At 60.9% G+C, this 16,188-nt stretch carries 22 protein-coding genes; 11 read left to right on the forward strand and 11 right to left on the reverse strand.

Annotation, left to right across the window (positions count from 1 at the left end):
* Nucleotides 1–103 precede the first annotated feature (103 nt).
* Nucleotides 104–589: a hypothetical protein gene (locus tag PM2_RS28450; protein WP_016486926.1), complete on the reverse strand. Its 486-nt coding sequence runs from the start codon at nt 587–589 to the stop codon at nt 104–106.
* Between the two features lie 125 nt (nt 590–714).
* Between PM2_RS28450 and PM2_RS28455 the strand changes: the two genes are divergently transcribed.
* Nucleotides 715–1,287, forward strand: a complete 573-nt coding sequence (locus PM2_RS28455) for a hypothetical protein (protein WP_016486925.1) — start codon at nt 715–717, stop codon at nt 1,285–1,287.
* 95 nt (nt 1,288–1,382) lie between these two features.
* Here the strand turns inward: PM2_RS28455 and PM2_RS28460 are convergent, their stop codons facing one another.
* From PM2_RS28460 to PM2_RS28475, 3 genes are all read right to left on the reverse strand, one after another.
* The gene (locus PM2_RS28460; RefSeq protein WP_004574533.1) at nt 1,383–2,177 is read right to left on the reverse strand and encodes a hypothetical protein; all 795 of its coding nucleotides are present in this window, start codon (nt 2,175–2,177) and stop codon (nt 1,383–1,385) included.
* 84 nt (nt 2,178–2,261) lie between these two features.
* Complete coding sequence (locus PM2_RS28465; protein ID WP_004574532.1) at nt 2,262–2,771, reverse strand: hypothetical protein; 510 nt, start codon at nt 2,769–2,771, stop codon at nt 2,262–2,264.
* A 1,015-nt stretch (nt 2,772–3,786) separates the two neighbouring features.
* Complete coding sequence (locus tag PM2_RS28475; protein ID WP_004574530.1) at nt 3,787–3,969, reverse strand: hypothetical protein; 183 nt, start codon at nt 3,967–3,969, stop codon at nt 3,787–3,789.
* A gap of 415 nt (nt 3,970–4,384) precedes the next feature.
* On the opposite strand from PM2_RS28475, the gene PM2_RS30915 reads away from it, so the two are divergent.
* Entirely contained in the window at nt 4,385–4,603 is a 219-nt protein-coding gene (locus PM2_RS30915) for a co-regulatory protein PtrA N-terminal domain-containing protein (protein WP_004574529.1), read from the forward strand.
* A 152-nt stretch (nt 4,604–4,755) separates the two neighbouring features.
* Here PM2_RS30915 and merR read toward each other — a convergent pair whose 3' ends face one another.
* Nucleotides 4,756–5,175, reverse strand: coding sequence for a mercury resistance transcriptional regulator MerR (merR, locus tag PM2_RS28485; RefSeq protein ID WP_004574528.1), 420 nt, complete (start codon nt 5,173–5,175; stop codon nt 4,756–4,758).
* Between the two features lie 71 nt (nt 5,176–5,246).
* Between merR and merT the strand changes: the two genes are divergently transcribed.
* From merT to PM2_RS30520, 8 genes are all read left to right on the forward strand, one after another.
* The gene (merT, locus tag PM2_RS28490; RefSeq protein WP_004574527.1) at nt 5,247–5,597 is read left to right on the forward strand and encodes a mercuric ion transporter MerT; all 351 of its coding nucleotides are present in this window, start codon (nt 5,247–5,249) and stop codon (nt 5,595–5,597) included.
* Nucleotides 5,598–5,610: 13 nt separating this feature from the next.
* Nucleotides 5,611–5,889, forward strand: coding sequence for a mercury resistance system periplasmic binding protein MerP (gene merP, locus PM2_RS28495; protein WP_004574526.1), 279 nt, complete (start codon nt 5,611–5,613; stop codon nt 5,887–5,889).
* A gap of 12 nt (nt 5,890–5,901) precedes the next feature.
* Nucleotides 5,902–6,333, forward strand: coding sequence for an organomercurial transporter MerC (gene merC, locus PM2_RS28500; protein WP_004574525.1), 432 nt, complete (start codon nt 5,902–5,904; stop codon nt 6,331–6,333).
* Between the two features lie 12 nt (nt 6,334–6,345).
* Nucleotides 6,346–8,028 (forward strand): mercury(II) reductase, encoded by a 1,683-nt coding sequence (merA, locus tag PM2_RS28505; protein WP_004574524.1) that lies wholly within the window; start codon nt 6,346–6,348, stop codon nt 8,026–8,028.
* Nucleotides 8,029–8,048: 20 nt separating this feature from the next.
* A complete protein-coding gene (locus PM2_RS28510; protein ID WP_004574523.1) occupies nt 8,049–8,465 on the forward strand; it encodes a hypothetical protein in 417 nt (138 codons plus the stop codon).
* Entirely contained in the window at nt 8,465–8,827 is a 363-nt protein-coding gene (gene merD, locus PM2_RS28515) for a mercuric resistance transcriptional repressor MerD (RefSeq protein ID WP_004574522.1), read from the forward strand. The genes PM2_RS28510 and merD overlap by 1 nt, the downstream gene beginning before the upstream one ends.
* On the forward strand, nt 8,820–9,056 hold the full coding sequence (merE, locus tag PM2_RS28520; RefSeq protein ID WP_004574521.1) for a broad-spectrum mercury transporter MerE: 237 nt from the start codon (nt 8,820–8,822) through the stop codon (nt 9,054–9,056). Before merD ends, merE begins: the two co-directional genes overlap by 8 nt.
* 123 nt (nt 9,057–9,179) lie before the next feature.
* Nucleotides 9,180–9,392 (forward strand): DUF3330 domain-containing protein, encoded by a 213-nt coding sequence (locus PM2_RS30520; protein ID WP_004574520.1) that lies wholly within the window; start codon nt 9,180–9,182, stop codon nt 9,390–9,392.
* Between the two features lie 137 nt (nt 9,393–9,529).
* Here the strand turns inward: PM2_RS30520 and PM2_RS28525 are convergent, their stop codons facing one another.
* The 3 genes from PM2_RS28525 to PM2_RS28535 are packed head-to-tail and all read right to left on the reverse strand — an operon-like array spanning nt 9,530 to nt 13,179.
* Nucleotides 9,530–12,526 carry a Tn3 family transposase gene (locus tag PM2_RS28525; RefSeq protein ID WP_004574519.1) on the reverse strand — a complete coding sequence of 999 codons (2,997 nt, stop codon included), beginning with the start codon at nt 12,524–12,526 and terminating at the stop codon, nt 9,530–9,532.
* Nucleotides 12,527–12,529: 3 nt separating this feature from the next.
* The gene (locus tag PM2_RS28530) at nt 12,530–12,940 is read right to left on the reverse strand and encodes a putative toxin-antitoxin system toxin component, PIN family (RefSeq protein WP_004574518.1); all 411 of its coding nucleotides are present in this window, start codon (nt 12,938–12,940) and stop codon (nt 12,530–12,532) included.
* A complete protein-coding gene (locus PM2_RS28535; RefSeq protein WP_004574517.1) occupies nt 12,940–13,179 on the reverse strand; it encodes a ribbon-helix-helix domain-containing protein in 240 nt (79 codons plus the stop codon). The genes PM2_RS28530 and PM2_RS28535 overlap by 1 nt, the downstream gene beginning before the upstream one ends.
* A 201-nt stretch (nt 13,180–13,380) precedes the next feature.
* Between PM2_RS28535 and PM2_RS28540 the strand changes: the two genes are divergently transcribed.
* Nucleotides 13,381–14,307 carry a recombinase family protein gene (locus tag PM2_RS28540; protein ID WP_004574516.1) on the forward strand — a complete coding sequence of 309 codons (927 nt, stop codon included), beginning with the start codon at nt 13,381–13,383 and terminating at the stop codon, nt 14,305–14,307.
* 78 nt (nt 14,308–14,385) lie between these two features.
* Here PM2_RS28540 and PM2_RS28545 read toward each other — a convergent pair whose 3' ends face one another.
* From PM2_RS28545 to PM2_RS28555, 3 genes are all read right to left on the reverse strand, one after another.
* Entirely contained in the window at nt 14,386–14,769 is a 384-nt protein-coding gene (locus PM2_RS28545; protein WP_004574515.1) for a hypothetical protein, read from the reverse strand.
* Between the two features lie 163 nt (nt 14,770–14,932).
* Complete coding sequence (locus tag PM2_RS28550) at nt 14,933–15,421, reverse strand: hypothetical protein (RefSeq protein ID WP_004574514.1); 489 nt, start codon at nt 15,419–15,421, stop codon at nt 14,933–14,935.
* On the reverse strand, nt 15,418–16,113 hold the full coding sequence (locus PM2_RS28555) for an N-6 DNA methylase (RefSeq protein ID WP_004574513.1): 696 nt from the start codon (nt 16,111–16,113) through the stop codon (nt 15,418–15,420). The genes PM2_RS28550 and PM2_RS28555 overlap by 4 nt, the downstream gene beginning before the upstream one ends.
* Between the last annotated feature and the right edge of the window lie 75 nt (nt 16,114–16,188).

Below are 16,188 nucleotides of genomic sequence, written 5' to 3' on the forward strand. Positions count from 1 at the left end.
CCCCTTGCCGGGTGTGCAGGGGACTTGCACCCCTTAGCGGATGCGCCCTGCCGGGCGCACCGAAAAAAAAACCCGGCAGCGCCGGGTTCGTAGGGTTGACTGCTTACGCTTGCGGCGCCAGCAGAGACTCAAGGTATTTACGATCGCTGGCGACCATCGCATCGACGCCCTGCGAGATGACCGTAGAGAGCGCCTTGCCGGCGATCAGCTGTGAGTTTTCATTACCGTTGAGTTGCTCCTGTGAGCAGCGCTCAAAAGCTTGCAGAATCGACCGGATATTGCTCAACGACAAACGGCCGACGATGGCAGCCAACACCACGGCAACCAGAGAGTCGGTTGCGGCTACCGGCTGAACGACGGCAGGCGCTGCCTCTACTGGTTGAGGCGTGCCCACCTGGTGAAGCGGGTTGCCACCCCGGGCAGTCTCTACCATTCCGGATAGAAAATGAGTGACCAGGTGTAAGAGACCGTCATAGCTGTCCCCATCAGGGGATACTTCCTTGTCGTTGAGTTCCTGGTCATACGCATAGACGTCGCTCAGGAGTTTTTCCACTGCTTGCAGAGAGATTTTGGAATCGTTCGGGCACATGAGGGCTCACCAAATGTTGGTTGTTAACTGACCCCAGGAGATGCTGCACACGCCCCTACAAACTCCTTCTACATGCTTGTGGTGCATCTCCTTGCATCATGAAAAGCCTTTCAAGGAGAGACCCTATGCAATTTCAACCAGCGTTCGAGCAAATGCGTGCCATCGTTGAGGCTGATGACTGCCTTCTTCGGTCATACAAACAAGACTTTTACCAGTTTGACCTGGATCACCTCACCAAGACTGGAACGGTCGGCGGTCGTTACGTCTGGGTCATCCGCGAAAACGGCACACACCTGGCGTCGCTCAGCCTGCATCCCAAGCTCACTGAGTTTGTGGAATGCGCGCTCGACATGAAGGAGGCTTTGCAGGTATTCGAAATCACCCTGCAGAAAGATGGCTCTGCGACAATCAAATCTATCTCCATCGAGAAAGCGCGTGGCTTGTTGCGGCACCAACACTATGAGTTTGAGGGGCGTCACATCAAGCGAGGCGGTCGCCTCATCGCTCTGGTTGACATCGAGACGCTGTACAACCGCGGTCAATACGGCGGCACCGTCAGCTTCACCTTCGATGAGGAGCCGAGCGCTGATGAGAAAACTCATTTCAATCAAATCGCTTTGTGCCTCTTCCAGCAAAAGGCGCATAGCTTGTTTGCGTGTATGGACTCCGTGTCCTATGCCACTCGCAGCTTCGCCTGAGGCATCAACGTAACACCCCACCGCTGGCCACCTAGGTCAGCGGTTTTTTTTGGATAAAAAAAACCGGTCACAAGGACCGGTCGATAACGCTAGCTTCAGCGACAAGAGAGCATGGCCATACGGCTAAGCTCCTTGCGTTCACGCAGTTGCTGGTTGTTGTACGGCGCTACCTCGCGAAGGCCGCCCAGGTCATCGAGGCGGACCAGGTAACTTAGGTATTCATCATTTGGATTCGACCAGAGGTGATGTAGCCGCTCGTGGCTCAGCACATGTGCCTTGAACGCCTCTCGACTCATTTCTCCACGGCCTAGCGCGACCTGCAGTTTCGAGTACGCTAGGTAGTCTGGGCGCCAGCTGAGAGGGATCACGCACAGCGTGTGAAGCACTCCACCCGAGTCAGGCCATACCGGAGGAATGGTCGCCAGTTGTGCCATGTTTAGGCCCGCCTCTTCTGCCGGCGCAACGATGGGTGAAAGTTCAAACCCTCCCACGTCATACCAAGCATGGCCCGTCGCTGAATAGGCAGCCTCACTGATCGGTGAGGTTGGTGCACAGCCGTAGACCAGCCAGCTATGAGAACCTGGCCACTGGCGGATGAATCTCACCATCATGGTGCCGCCGGCAACGGGCTTACGCCAGATGCTAGCGCGCAGGTGGTAGTCGATATTGTAAGGAGCAAGGTCCGCAGGTAGATCAGCATCGACGACCGTGTCGAATACCTCAAACCCATTGGCGCCGATGTGTGCCAGGTAACCTGATCCCTCGGCGATATCGAACGCGATGTCGAAGTGAAGCACGCCCACAAGAGCCGTCCCCCCACCTCCGGTTAAGCGGAACACAATGCGGCCGTGAGGCTTGTAACTGTGGTTGAACTGTACGGTGATGGTCATCTGAACCCCCTCTTCTTGGTCTCAGGGGATGCTTTGCAGCGCCCAATAAAAAACCCACCGCAAGCGGTGGGTCAGGTGAAGCGTTTAGGAACTGAGCAGGTAGTCCCCGGCAATGACAGCGTTTGTAGACAGGCCCTGCGAAGGGATTTCAACACGTCTGGTGCCGTCGTCGATCAGATCAACAAGCGTTGCGGCAAGTTTGCGCACGACAACATCGTCCACCGTTTTGACAGCCACCGAATGGCCCTTGTCCTGGAGCAGGATTTTGAAGCCTGTATCGTCCGAGTTGTGGGTGATCACCACAAAGCCATGAAGCTTGCTTGTGTTCACATTCACCTGCAGCGCGGGGCGGCGGGCGAGCCGTGAATCATCGTCGCAGTCACGCAACAGGATGAAGTCGGGGTTTGCGCCAGCATCGAGCAGCATCTGCCAGATTGTGCGATCGTTGTCCGGGACGCGAAGCACCTCTACCAGCTCGATCAGGCGCAGAAGCCGGCGCGAGCGAATCGACTCACGATCGATCGGAAGCTTCGACTGGTTGAAACCGTCATGGGTGTCCGCTTGAGCTACGGCTTTTACAGTTTGGGTTTGCATTGCTTGACTCTCCTGAATGGCAAGCCAGGTGTTGCGAAGACCTGGTACCTCAGGAAAGCGTTACACGCCTGTGTAGAGAAATTTGGCCGTACAAGTTTTGGGGGGCAGAACCTGTCGAGGGTAAATTGCAGGCACAAAAAAAGCCGCCCTGAGAAATGGCGGCTTTTCGTGGCCGAGTGAGTTGAGAGGTTCACTTGGCGCGCACTGAAACGGTCGAACGTGCAAATGGTAGCTGATCGTTATGTAGGGCGCAATTAGTCCCGGGCAACCATCACTTTCAAAAGAAAACCCGACCTAGATTGGTCGGGTTGGTGCTGCGTTCGTAGCTAATCCGGTCTAGACCGACAGGTACTTAACCTCAGTCTCGGACCGCACCAACTCCCGGATCACCGGGTTACTGGAAAGGCCAGTGTTCACCATGTACTGCGCAGTGCTCAGTAGGTAACGTCGCTCTGCAAGGTACTCGCAAGGCTCAAGGCCATTCTCACCGTGACACTGGGACAGATAGCACTCGTAGAAGACGACCTCGCGCAGATCAGGATCGGATTTGAACTTCGGTTTCTCGCCTGAAACTCGCGCCAGGTGAAATCCGGTTGGAATCACGGTAGCCCCATGGGCTGCAGTGTAGGTTTGCAACATAGTCGCCCCCTGGGCATGAAGGTTCATTGATCGCATTGACGTTTGTGCAAGAGGACTGCCTATGCCGCCACGTAAAGGCTGTGCCAGTAGCGAGCATCCTGAATCGATTCCCGACGCAACCGGCGGTACTCGGCTCTCTGGTGGTGCGGCTCGGTGCGAGCGAAGAAAGAGTTCTCCTTTGCCCTGCTTAGGCAGAAGTTCAGCTTGTGAAGGGCATGAGCTTTCTGACCGGTTCGTTGCTGATTTGGTGTATGCGCCATCTGTATTACTCCCGTGATTGTTTGCCTAGTGCGTAGAGATGGCGCACATCGGACATCACGCACGCGCCAGATTCGGGGCCAAAAAAAACCCGACAAAGTCGGGTTTTGGTGTTGCGTTAAGCGGCTAGGTAGATCATCTCGGCAGGGTGGACGAAGACTTGCAGCTTGCCAGTCAAGCAAGACAGTTCGTACACGTGCTGCGCAGGCCTCCGGCCGGGACCTGGTAGATAACGTTTCCCGACTTCGGTCCAGCCCAGGCGTTTGAGTTCAGCAACCTTCTGCTCCTGGTAGGGTGACATTTAGGATCTCCTCTCCTCGGTCACAGTCGACCAGTTGGTTTGTGCTCGCCAAAGATGCCGAACTCAGCAAGTGTGCTGACGGGGCGAGAGGTCAATCTCTACAGGTTTACTATCAGAGCGAGCGGTCACTATGAAGGTGCACGCCGTGTCTTGCTCACCAGCCGCAATGTCGCTGCGGAAATAGCGGGCAGCAACAGCTTGAGCTGCAGCATGGTGACCACCAACTACCTCAGCATCGACGCTCCAGGTAACCAGGTAGGGGTTTGGGGAGCAACGGAACAGAAAGTGCACTTAAGCCCTGCCATTTCCTCTCAGCGCCATAATCCAGGACCTTCATCTCCATCTCTCCTTGATTCCGTACTTAACTACGGAGATAGAGTCGGCTCGTGGGTAGAAAACCCGAGAGGAGGCTGTTATGAAATACCTAAGACTACTGCTGATAGTTGGTGCGACTCTGCTGTCATCCACCGTATGGGCCGAGAGCGGGAGCGACCGTTCAATCGAGCGAATCGCCGCTATGCGCGACAAGGCTGAGGCGGCCTTGGTGGCGGAAACCGCCAAGAAGATTGAGCAACTGGGGGCCACGGCGGCTGGCCGGGTCGAGGCGCAGCCCGGCTGTCCGCCTGCAAAGTAGAACATGAGCTGCTGATGCAGTACTAACCTGTGGCCTATGCAAGTGCTCCTTTGGCCATTCAGCGGCGCTCAATGAGCGCCGCTGTTTTGCCAAGCGCAAGCCGACCCCGGAGGTGCCTCACGCATCGGGAAATCCTCGGTTAACGCGCGGAGTCAGCGCAGTTCCTTTTCCCCCTGCAGCGAAACGATCAGCGGACAGGAAACCGTCCCGTGGCTCGCACAACAATCGTGAACCAGCCGCGCCAACACCGACTCGATCCGCCGCAGATCCGCGAGTTTCCCCCGCACATCCTCGAGCTTCTGCTCGGCGAGCACGCGCGCTTCGTCGCAGTGAGCGCCGTCATCCAATCGCAACAGCCCGGCCACCTCATCGAGGCTGAAGCCCAGTCGTTGCGCGGATTTGACGAATTTCACCCGGGCCACGTCCGCCTCGCCGTAGCGGCGAATGCTGCCGTAGGGCTTGTCCGGTTCGGGCAACAGCCCCTTGCGTTGATAGAACCGGATGGTTTCCACGTTGACCCCGGCCGCCTTGGCGAAGGCGCCGATGGTCAGGCTTTCCACAGTGTTTTCCATACTGCTTGACTCCGTACTTGACTACGGAAGTAACCTTAAACCATCGCTCACATGCTCGAAAGGAGAAATGCATGTCTGAACCATCAAACGGGCGCGCCCCTCTTGTCGCCGGGGGGCTTGCGGCGATTCTCGCCTCGACTTGCTGTCTTGGGCCGCTGGTTCTGATCGCACTGGGATTCAGCGGGGCCTGGATCGGCAACCTGACCGTGCTGGAACCTTACCGCCCGCTCTTCATCGGTGCGGCGTTAGTCGCGCTGTTCTTCGCCTGGCGACGCATTTTCCGCCCGGCTCAAGTCTGCAAACCGGGTGAGGTCTGCGCCGTGCCCCAGGTACGCACCACCTACAAGCTGCTGTTCGGGCTGGTAACGGCCTTGGTGCTGGTCGCGCTCGGCTTCCCCTACATCCTTCCCTTGTTCTACTGATCAGGAGTCCGCCATGAAAAAACTGCTTGCATCCTTCGCCCTCGCCACCCTAGTCGCCGCACCTGCCTGGGCGGCCACGCAGACCGTCACTCTGGCGGTGCCGGGCATGACCTGCGCCGCTTGCCCGATCACGGTGAAGAAGGCGCTGACCAAGGTCGAGGGCGTGACCAAGGCCGAGGTGAGCTATGAGAACCGCGAGGCCATCGTCACCTTCGATGATGCCAAGACCAATGTCCAGGCGCTGACTAAGGCGACCGAGGACGCCGGCTACCCGTCCAGCGTCAAGCAGTAGGCGGGCATTCCGATGGCAAACCCTTTCAATTTGTTCACGCGGATCGGTGACAAAGCCGGGTCCGTTGGCGTGCTGATTTCTGCCATAGGCTGTGCCTCGTGTTTCCCCGCCCTTGCCGGTCTGGGGGCCGCGATCGGTCTGGGCTTTCTGAGCCAGTGGGAAGGCCTGTTCATCACCACGCTGCTGCCGTTATTTGCCGGGCTGGCCCTGCTCGTCAATGCCCTCGGCGGGTTCAGTCACCGGCAGTGGCGACGCGCTGCGCCTGGCCTGATCGGCCCGGCCCTGGTGCTGATAGCGGTGTATTTGATGCTGGCTCACGGCTGGCGGAGCGGCTGGCTGCTCTATATCGGCCTGGCCCTCATGTTTGGGGTGTCCATCTGGGATCTCGTGTCGCCCGCCCACCGCCGTTGCTCCCCGACGTCCTGTCCGACTCCGCCAAAATGAAGGAATAACACTATGACCAAACTACAAATCGTCGGCATGACCTGCGCCTCCTGTGTCGAGCATGTGAAAGAGGCCTTGGAGAAGATCCCCGGCGTGCATCGGGCGGATGTTTCCTACGCCAGCGGGAAGGCCGAACTGAAGGTCGACGAGGGCGTAAGCCGTGAACAGATGCAGGCCGCCGTCGAGGCCCTGGGGTATCGAGCGGCGTTCGAAGACGCCACGGCACCTACCCGCTCAGGCCTGCTCGACAAGGCGCGGGGCTGGTTGAGCGGCAGCATTGGCGCCGGGAAAGATGGCGACAGGCTCCACGTGGCGGTCATCGGCAGCGGTGGCGCCGCCATGGCGGCCGCGCTCAAGGCGGTGGAAGGCGGTGCGCGCGTCACCCTGATCGAGCGCGGCATCATCGGCGGCACCTGCGTCAACGTTGGCTGCGTGCCCTCCAAGATCATGATTCGCGCCGCGCATGTGGCCCATCTGCGGCGCGAGAGCCCGTTCGACGCCGGACTGTCCACCACGAGCCTGACCGTCCTGCGCGAGCGGTTGCTCGCCCAGCAACAGGGTCGTGTCGACGAACTGCGCCACGCCAAGTACGAAGGCATTCTGGAGAGCACGCCGGCGATCACCCTGGTACGCGGCACCGCCCGTTTCCAGGACGGCCGCACGCTCAGCGTGGAACTGGCCGAGGGCGGCGAGCGCATCGTCGCCTTCGACCGCTGCCTGATCGCCACCGGCGCGAGCCCGGCCGTTCTACCGATTCCCGGACTCAAGGACACCCCGTACTGGACCTCGGACGAGGCGCTGGCGAGCGACACCATTCCTAAGCGGCTCGCCGTGATCGGCTCCTCGGTGGTGGCGGTGGAACTGGCGCAGGCCTTTGCCCGGCTGGGCAGCAAGGTCACGGTCCTGGCACGCAGCACGTTGTTCTTCCGCGAAGATCCGGCCATCGGTGAAGCGCTGACGGCAGCCTTCCGTATGGAGGGCATCGAAGTGCTGGAACACACGCAAGCCAGCCAGGTGTCCCACGTCGACGGCGAGTTCATCCTGAGCACCAATCATGGCGAGCTGCATGCCGACCGACTACTCGTCGCCACCGGCCGCACGCCCAACACCCAAGGCATGAATCTGCAAGGCGCCGGCGTGAAGCTGGACGAACGCGGTGCCATCCAGATCGACTCGGGCATGCGCACCAGTGCCCCGGATATCTATGCGGCCGGCGACTGTACCGACCAGCCGCAGTTCGTCTACGTGGCGGCGGCCGCAGGCACCCGTGCGGCGCTCAACATGACCGGCGGCGAGGCGAAGCTCAATCTCGACGCCATGCCGGCCGTGGTGTTCACCGATCCGCAGGTGGCCACCGTGGGCTACAGCGAAGCGGAGGCGCACCACGCCGGCATCGAGACCGACAGCCGCACCTTGACCCTGGATAACGTGCCACGCGCACTGGCCAACTTCGACACGCGGGGTTTCATCAAGCTGGTCATCGAGGAAGGTAGCGGACGGCTCATCGGCGTGCAGGCGGTGGCCCCGGAGGCGGGCGAACTGATCCAGACCGCCGCCATCGCCATCCGGGCGCGGATGACGGTGCAGGAACTGGCCGACCAGTTGTTCCCCTACCTGACGATGGTCGAGGGGCTGAAGCTCGCGGCGCAAACCTTCGCCAAGGACGTCAAGCAGCTGTCCTGCTGCGCCGGGTAATGAGCGCGCGAGGTTGAAGCATGAACGACACGGCAAGCGATCTCGGCAGTCGCGACAGCCTGCGCAAGACCTGGCAGGTAATCAGCTTATGGGGGCTGCCTGCCGTCGTGGCGACCATAGCGCTTGTTCTGGCGGATCGACGCCCTGCGTTGTTCCTGGCAGCGAGCGCCGCGCTACTCGTGATGGGCGGCGCCTGCCTGGTCAACGCCGCGCGCTGTCGCCGCCTTCACTGCTACATCACCGGGCCGTATTTCCTGATGCTCGCGCTGGGTGCGCTGCTGGCTTATGGGTTTGCCCCAAACGGCGAGTATCACTCCCGGCTGTGGTTGCTCCTGGCACTAGGGGTTACGCCATTGCTCATCTGGCTACCTGAACGCCTAGCCGGAAGGAAATATCTGAGCGCCCTAGTTTGCGGGGAAGACCGGGAGTGTCGGTGATGAATGCCTACACCATATCCAGACTGGCCGAGGACGCGGGCGTCAGCGTGCATGTGGTGCGCGACTATGTGCTGCGTGGCTTGCTGCACCCCGCGCGGCGCACGGAGAGCGGTTACGGCATTTTCGATGAGCGGTCCCTGGCGCGTCTGCGCTTCGTGCGCGCCGCCTTCGAGTCTGGTATCGGGCTCGACGAATTGGCACGGCTCTGCCGGGCGCTCGATGCGGACGATGGCGCCGACTTGATCGGCTGCGTCGAGTGCCTGCTCCGGCTAGTCACGGCACGGCAGGCGGCCTTAGCCGCAGTGGCAACCCAGCTGGCCGGGCTGACTCATTGCGCCGGCGAAGGTTCTGCCTATGCGTAACGCCGATCACGTTGAGTCAAGCAAGGTCTTCCGCTGGCGTGCTTACACCTGGGGCGTGCTCGCCGCGCTCACCTGCCCTTGCCATCTGCCGGTGCTGGCATTGCTGCTTTCGGGGACAGCGGCCGGCGCGTTCGTCAGCGAGCAGTGGAGCCTCGCGACGCTCGTGCTGGCGGTTTTCTTCATCCTCTTCCTGCGAGCGGCATTGCAGGCCTTTCGGAAGCGACCGTGACCCGCTCGGAGCACGGCGCGACCACCACTGCCGAGTTGGGCAGGGAGGCTGCAGGTCGATCGGCGCTCAGTCACGGGGGGAAAGCGTTGCTAGGTTTTCTTGGACGATGGAGGAACCCCCATCATGAACACAAACAACACCTCCACCATCAGCTGCTGCGAATGCTGCAAGGACATTCCCCTTGACGCCGCACTGACGCCGGAAGGTTCCGAGTATGTCGTGCACTTCTGTGGCCTGGAGTGCTATCAGCGTTTCATGTCGCGAGCAGATAAGAGGGCGGCATCCGAGCCTGATCACCCCTGCACACAAAAGGTCAGTACCCGTCAGGACGGCTAATTCGCGCTGCACCGGAAAAGTGGCTCTTGCTGGTCGCAGAAAGCGTGAGCCCGAGGACTCCGTCAGTCGCAATCCGTCTGAGCTGGAAGTGGCATCGAGTGCGGTGCCCGGCCGATTTCGAACCCAGGCCGTTACACCTACTGGTCGTCGTCCGGATTGCGCAGCGGCCGCAGTTCGCCGCGGGTAACCTCTTCCGGCACCGCGAAGGAGTAACGGCCCAGCATGTTGATGTGCTCGTGGATCAGTGGCGAGAGCCGCGCGACATCCTCCTCCAGCACCGGGTAGCCGTGCTGCCTGAGCCGTTCTACGGCCGCCGTCATGTAGAGGGTGTTCCACAGCACGATGATGTTCACCACCAGGCCGAGGGCGCCGAGCTGGTCCTCCTGGCCTTCGCGGTAGCGCTGGCGCAGCTCGCCGCGTTTGCCGTGGAACACGGCGCGGGCCAGGCTGTGGCGGCCTTCGCCCCGGTTCAGCTGGGTCAGGGTGGCGCGGCGCTTGGACTCGTCGTCGATGTAGGTCAGGGTGTGCAAGGTCTTCTCGATGCGACCGAACTCAGCCAGCGCCTGGGCCAGGCGGGTGGGACGATCCCCTGTTTGCAGGGTGCGCATGATGCCGGTGGCCGGCACTCGGCCGAGCTTGAGCGAGCCGGCCAGGCGTAGCAGGTCGTCCCAGTGCTCGGCGATCAGATCGAGCTTGACCGACTGCCGGGCCAGGCCGTTGAGTTTGCCGTAATCCGCCTCCGGGCGCGTGCGCCAGAAACGGGTACCGCCGACGTCGGCCAGGCGCGGGCTGAAGTGGTAGCCGAGCAGGCGGAACAGCCCAAACACCACATCGCTGTAGGCCCCGGTGTCGGTCATGATCTGCGTCGGCTGCAACTCGGTCTGCTGTTCCAGCACCACGGCCAGCAGCACCAGGCTGTCGCGCAGGGTGCCGGGCACGGTGATGGCGTTGAGGCCGGAGAACTGATCGGAAATCAAGTTGTACCAGGTGACGCCCCGGCCGGTGCCGAAATACTTCGGGTTGGGGCCAGCATGCACGGTGCGCACCGGTACCACGAAGCGCATGCCATCGGCGGAGGCGACCTCGCCGCCGCCCCAGACCTGGGCCAGCTCCAGTTGGCTCTGCGCCCCCACCAGAATGGCGTTTGCCACTGACAGCGTGTCGTCACGGATATAGTTCTGGCTGACCCAGGACAGCCGGTCGCGGCGTAGCGCCTGATTGTCGGTGCGGATCAGCGGCTCCAGGCCGGTGTTGCAGGCCCCACCCAGCAGCACCGCGCAGAGGCTGGTGACCAGGTTGTCGGCCCGCGCATTGCGCTCGGACACATGGGTGAAGGCCTCGGCGAAGCCGGTGCGAGCGGCGATTTCCAAGAGGATTTCCGGCAGATCGACACGCGGCATCAGATCAGCCACGGCTGCTCGCAGTTGCAGCAGCGAGTTCGGCTCCTCCAGCTTGTCCAGTGTGCCGAGCGAGAGCTCGGTCTTGCCCTCGGCGTTCTCGCTCAGCTGGATCGCGGGGTTGTCGGGTAGGCGGGCCGCGACCGCCTGCCAGGTCGCATCCAACTCGGCGCTCAGCGCATCCAAGGTGGTGCCGGCGTCAATGGTCAGGCCCAGCGAGCGGCAGATGATCGGCCGCGCCGCCAGCCATTCGGCACCGTCGAGCAGGCCGAGACGCGGGTCGGCATAGCGCCAACTGGGCGAGACGAACACGTCGCGCCGGCGCAGGGCCGTGCGCAGCGCATCGAGCGTGCAGAACACATAGGCGCCCATGTCGAGGGAGCCATCCTCGCGGGTAATGTGCTTCTGCCAAGCCTTGGCCACGATCTCCTGCGGCGCGTCATCCTCCGGTTTCCGGCGGGGCAGGTTCAGCTGCAACCAATCCAGGCCGGCGACCACGCCTTTGCCGGCCGGGCTGAAGCCGAAGCGGATGTGCTTGAGCAGGTCGGGCAGGAAACGGCGCACACTGCGGTAGCGCGCCTCCAGGGCGAGAAAATACACATCGTCAACCGGGCGGATCAGCGCATTGACATCTTCCAGGGCTTTCTCCAGCGAGGCCCTCGGCAGGTCGTTGAACAGCCGGGCGCGCACGTTGTCATCGCTGATTGAGCTGTCCAGCACGACCTTGCACGCGGCGGCGAGCGTCGCCGCCGAGCGATCCAGGTCTTTCAGGCTGCGCATGCGGGCTTTCTTGTCGGCCTTCTCCGCGTTGCTGAACAGGTCGCGTAACAGCGCTTCCAGGACCTCCAGGGCGTCGTCGTGCGCGGTGGCCTCCAGGCACAGGGCGAACGCCACCAGTGTCGCCATCCGCCGCGACGCCGGCAGCCGGTTGATCGCCGTGACCTTGGCGGTGTTGGCGAAGCGAGCCAGGGCCGCGATACGGCTGGGCGGGATGTGCGCCGCCGCTGGCAAGGCGATGCCGATGCCGCGCACGTCATCAAGCCGGCGCAGCGCCCGAATCAGTGCGGGGCCACTGACCATCACCGGGCCGGAGCGCAGTTGATCCAGCCGGGAACTGCGGTTGCCTTCGGCGACCAGCAGCAAGTCCTGTAGCTGCTGCCGTTGCGCCTCGCTCACACTGCGGCCAAGGGTTAGCCAGAGGCGTTCTTCGACCCGGCTGCGCAGTTGGGCGATGAACCGTTCCAGAACGGTGACGCCGGGCAGTAAAACCTTGTGCGTCAGCAACCAGGTCGTCGCCCGATTGAACAACTCGCCAGGACGATCTGTCCCTGTCCAACAGAGCGCATACAGCCAGCGGGCAAGTCGAAAGCCGACGCTGGAATCAGCAAACACCCGATAGCCGTAACGCTCCTGAATCTCGGCGGCATGACGTTGACGTTGGCGGGTTTCGGCATAGGCCAGGATACAAGTTGGATCGGTAATGCCTAACTGGCGACTGAGCGCTTGCAGCACCTCTTGGGGGACGGCTGAAAAGTCGTCGGGAAAAGTGCCCAGGTAGCGGATGCTGGTCAGTTGGGTGGCGTAGCCAAGGCGGTTGTGCTCGCCGCGCAGCGGTAGGAGGATTTTGTGGTCGTCGTCGCTCAGGTGGAAGTAGCGTTCCAGCTCCTCACGACTGGGGGCATCGACATAGCGGCCAAAACCGTCGCGTTGCTCCTGGGTCAGAAAACCGACCGGCATCGATCACAGCACCTCGGCGCAGAACACGGCGGGCGTGACAATCCGCGTGCGTTCGATGTGCCCGCGTTGCAGCAGGCCGGCGCGGCGATCACCGGTCACCAGGTAGTCCGCATCGCCTGCCAGGGCCATGGCCAGCAGAAACGAGTCATCCGGATCATCGGCTTCGACCTCGATGGTCAGACGCTCCAGTACCACAGCCCGTTGCAGGTTATTGATCATGGCTCCCACTTTGGCGGGCTGAAGGATGGCCTGGAGCTTGGGGTAGCGGCTGGCTCGGCGGATTTCATCGAGCTGCATCCGCGAGGTCACTACCTCGAAACGCGCCGCCCGCCAGGCACGGTAGATCGCATCGGGCGCGCCATGCGGCGAGATCAGTGCGCTGAACAGGATGTTGGTATCCAACACGACCCGCATCAGCGCTTACGTGCCCAGTCGAGCGCTTCGTCAACCGCTTCGGTCAGCTCTGCCTCGCTCAGATGGGCATTAGCGGCCTTGGCCTGTTCGGCCGTCAGTTCCAGGATGTGGGCCCGCACCGCCTCTTCAATGAAGCGCGACAGGTCGCCTTTCCGGCCACCGCCCTGGCTGGCCAGAAACATCCGAAGCGACTGGTCGGTGTCGGCCGAGACGGCGACATTCCAGCGAATCGTATTCATGGCGTTCCCCGCTAGTAGGTGTTTGTGTGTTTATACGCCAATCACAAAGGGCTATGCAATGGTTCAAAAAAACCTTCGTTTTGCCGAACTTTAAGTGGACAGGAATCGGCTGGTTAACCTACCTGCGCTACGGTTCAAATAACTGGTACGCTTAATCAAAGTTCAACTATTACTAACGTAGTCGAGTAAACGGTACTTTTGATGAAGATCGGTTATGCGCGGGTGAGCACTCGGGATCAGAACGCCGACCTCCAGGTCGATGCCCTGAAACAGGCCGGGTGCGAACGCATCTATCAAGACATCGCCAGCGGCGCGAAAAGCGCCCGGCCGGAGTTGGACAAGTTGCTAGCCCATGTTCGAGCGGGCGACACCGTGGTGATCTGGAAGCTGGATCGCCTCGGGCGCTCCCTCAAACACCTGGTCGAGCTGGTCGGCGAGCTGGCAGAGCGCAAGGTCGGCTTGCAGAGCCTGAATGACCCAATCGACACCACCCACGCCCAAGGTCGCTTGGTGTTCAACCTGTTTGCCTCGCTGGCCGAGTTCGAGCGCGAGCTGATCCGCGAGCGGACTCAGGCGGGTTTGTCGGCCGCGCGGGCGCGGGGCCGGATCGGTGGCCGTCCCAAGGGCCTCCCAGCCAAGGCCGAGGCCACCTCCATGGCGGCCGAGACGCTGTACCGCGAGGGCCGCCTGAGCGTCAGCGCCATCGGCGAGAAGTTACACATCTCCAAGAGCACGCTGTACAGCTACCTGCGCCATCGTGGTGTTGAGATCGGCGCACACCAGAAGAGCGCCCAGCCGCGAGGTCAGCAACGCAATGTCGCGTCGCCGGCAGAGCCCGCCGCCGAGCAGGTGGCCACCGTCACGCTGCGCCTGGCGGTGGTGAACAACAGCAAGTTCGTTCGCGGCCGGAAACGGGCCAAGGAAAATATCGAGCGCTACTGCTTGGAGCCCTACAGTATGAAACGGCTGGAGTCGGGCAACTACGAACTGGCCATTCCGTATCGGAGCGACGATGAGCTGGACAAGACCGTGCATGACTTGCTGACCGAGATCAGCCAGGAAGCCGACATGCGCAACTGCTTTATCGAAGCCGATGCCTGGGAAGAAGGCTCTGAACGGCGCTGGTAGGGCTTAAGTGCACTTTCTGTTCCATTGCTCCCCAAACCCCAGGTACTGGTGTTTCTGGCCAGCTTCGGCATCAGTCAGTTATCCACGCAGACCGAAATGGCTGAGAAGCTCATCAATAGGCTGGCGAGCGGTAACCACCTCGGTGTCTGAATTTCTGATGAAGCCCGAGAACCAGAAGCTGGCTGAGTCAACGTTCAGACAACCACCCTTCAACAGCACCTCGTTCTCCTCTCCGAGCTCGTCCGCCTCCTCAGTACCAGGTGCATACTGATGGAAAGACGCAGTGCTATCGAACTTTTCAACCTTAAATAGTCCGTTTTCATTGACCAAGCGAGCCAGGTCACTGATGCCTTTCGCTGCGGCCTGATCGATGCTGAAGACAGCAACGTCCGGTGCATCTTCAGCCCCGTTGGTTGCGCGGGTTTCTACGGTGTAGCTCTTTGCGATGTTGGAAGCATTCATAGCGGTACCCTCAGGTGTTGGTCTAGTGATGTGAGATGCATCACAGCCAACATGAAGCGGATCCACCCGACACAACGGCGCTAGCAAGCGTCAGCCCGAGCCATCGGCCTCTGAAAGCCGCCCAAAAGAAAACCCCGTCGCAAGGACGGGGTTCGATGGTGGGTTAACGGCGATGAGAGCAGATGCTCTTCAAGGCCCTGTCGACTAGGTCGCCTTCGTAACTCAAGATCACTTCAACATTGGTGCACGAGTACTGGGCTGAGCCCAGAGCACGAGCGGTGATGAGGTAACCATTGGGGTCCACTTGTGAAGCCGCACCAAACAAAACCGCATTATCGACCACGGCGCGGAGTACATCCCCGGCACCATCGTCTTCGGCCCAGCTGGGTGAAACCGTGTTGCGAGCTGTGACCTGGTTCCCGCAGACACGAAAGTGCTCATAGCGCCCGGGCGCATTTTGAATCGAGACCGAATCACAGCCGTCAAACTGACCGACGTAGATAACTGGCCGAGTTGCACCATTGATGCGAGCTACGGTGGACATTTTTGAGGCAGCAACCGACTGAACAGCATCAGAAGCCTCCGAAGCACTCACCGCATGCGGCAGCACCTGGAAAGCTAAAGCCGCGGCGATCGAATACCAGCGTTTCATGAAGCGACCTCAAGTTTCGGAGTTGAATTTTGACGTGAACGCATCAGCGTCGGAGAGGTGGCATGCAAGATCTGCTGCTTGGTGCCTGAGGCGGACAAAGTGTCCCCTTGGAGCACTATGATCTCCCCGATTTCTACCCTATGAATGGCACAATTCGCGGCCAGCTGAATCGCTACCATGCGAGCGCAAATGCCATCGATATCGCACGCATGGAAGAGCCATTGTTGCAGCTCACCAGCCCCCTTTGTTTCGAGCAGGTGATTTGCTTTTGCCAACAGCATAACCCCACTGCCACAAGCCGGATCGGAGCATGCCTTGAGTCCGCCAGCGGGAGGTACGTCGGTATCGCTATCACTCATCCTGACCATCATGGATGCCAAAGACCAGGGGGTGAAGAACTGCCCCAGAATCTGCTTGCCACCATGACTTGCTAGAGCCTCATAAAGCGGCCCAAGGATGTCCTGGAAAGGCTCTGCGTTCGCTACCGCCTGATCGTACAGCGAGATGACCCGCCCTATTTTACCGCGGACATCATCAGGCACGGGATACCAGGGCTGGAAACCCCAGACCTCCATCACCGCTCCGAGGAAGAATCGAAACATCTCCGCCGGTGGGTACCGGTGGCCGTCACACAATGCATCTGCCATTGGTTTAATGGTAGGTGGTACCGAGCGTGCTAGTTTGCTTGCCATGGGCAATCTCCAGAGAGGTTGGTCGTATGCTTCGGGATGAATCACAGCGACCTACAAACCCTGCTGGCGCCCGGG

This window comes from Pseudomonas monteilii NBRC 103158 = DSM 14164 (assembly GCF_000730605.1).
GTDB lineage: Bacteria > Pseudomonadota > Gammaproteobacteria > Pseudomonadales > Pseudomonadaceae > Aquipseudomonas > Aquipseudomonas monteilii.